Origin of the sequence: Miniimonas arenae (assembly GCF_006351005.1) — a bacterium.
In the GTDB taxonomy this organism is placed as follows: domain Bacteria; phylum Actinomycetota; class Actinomycetes; order Actinomycetales; family Beutenbergiaceae; genus Miniimonas; species Miniimonas arenae.
Genome location: NZ_VENP01000148.1, coordinates 1 through 1,004, shown reverse-complemented (window position 1 = coordinate 1,004; position 1,004 = coordinate 1). Strand labels below are relative to the sequence as shown.

Genomic DNA, 1,004 nt, shown 5'->3' with positions numbered 1-1,004 from the left:
TCGCTACCGATCATCGAGGACCTCGACCCCTACCCCGCCCCGATGAAACCCCGACCCGCACTCCCCACCGGATGTCCGAAGAGCCGTCAATCGGACCCGGGCGCGTAGGCAAACCGGGTGAGCGTCAGCGGCGCGGCTCTTCCCGATGCCCGAGTTCCGATCATCCGGCCGGTGAAGCCCCCGGCGACCTCGGTCGACAGCAGACGGCCGTCTACGCGCGCGACCTCCGTGTCTACCCCGTCCGACGAGCGCAGCCCGAGCACCACCTGGTCGGGCCCGCCCTGGGCGTAGGGCGAGTCCGAGAATGGGACGGCCGCGCACCACAGCTCGATCCCGCGGCCGAGCGCCCCGCCGTCGGCCGCCCCATCCTCGGCCACGCCGACGTCAGCGAGCACGTGCCGCAGACCCGCGACGGCGACCTCCGCGACGGCACGCCCGGCGAGGACGCGGAGCTCGACCCAGTGGTCGGTGTCGAGGTAGACGCCCACCACCCCCGCGGCGCCCGCGAACCGCGCCGTCGCGCGCCACCCGGCGTCTCGTGCGCGCACGCACAGCGCGGGGCGCGTCGGTCGCACCGACGTGCTCGCCGCCGCCGTCGCCCGACCCCTCGGCGCCCCCGGGAGCAGCTCCGTCCGCGTGAGCCGCGATCGTCACCCCACCACCCGGCACCGCCGACACGAGGTCCCGATGAACGCCACCCGGCGAGACCCACCGCAGGTCGAGATCACCCGAGAAGGTGTCCTCGAACGCCGTGTCGACCCGCGGCACCGCGAACCGCCCCTCGTCGACCACCGGCCAGCCGTCCACCCAGTCGATCCCCACGACGAACGTCTCGCGCCCGTTCACGTGGAACTGCGGGGTCCGCCCGCGCGGCCGCACGCCGAGGTGCACCATCGCCCACGACCCGTCGGCGAGCTCCACGAGGTCCGCGTGTCCCGTGTTCTGCACCGGGTGCGCCGTCGAGCGGTGGGTCAGCACGGGGTTGCCGGGTGCGCTCTCCCACG

General features: G+C 74.5%; 1 protein-coding gene and 1 pseudogene. Both read right to left on the bottom strand.

The annotated features are described in order from the left end of the window. Window positions 1-86: 86 nt before the first annotated feature. Window positions 87-548 carry a hypothetical protein gene (locus FH969_RS15030; protein WP_246072017.1) on the bottom strand — a complete coding sequence of 154 codons (462 nt, stop codon included), beginning with the start codon at window positions 546-548 and terminating at the stop codon, window positions 87-89. 256 nt (window positions 549-804) lie between these two features. Beyond that, window positions 805-1,004: pseudogene (locus tag FH969_RS16000) on the bottom strand (family 43 glycosylhydrolase); the annotation flags it as partial.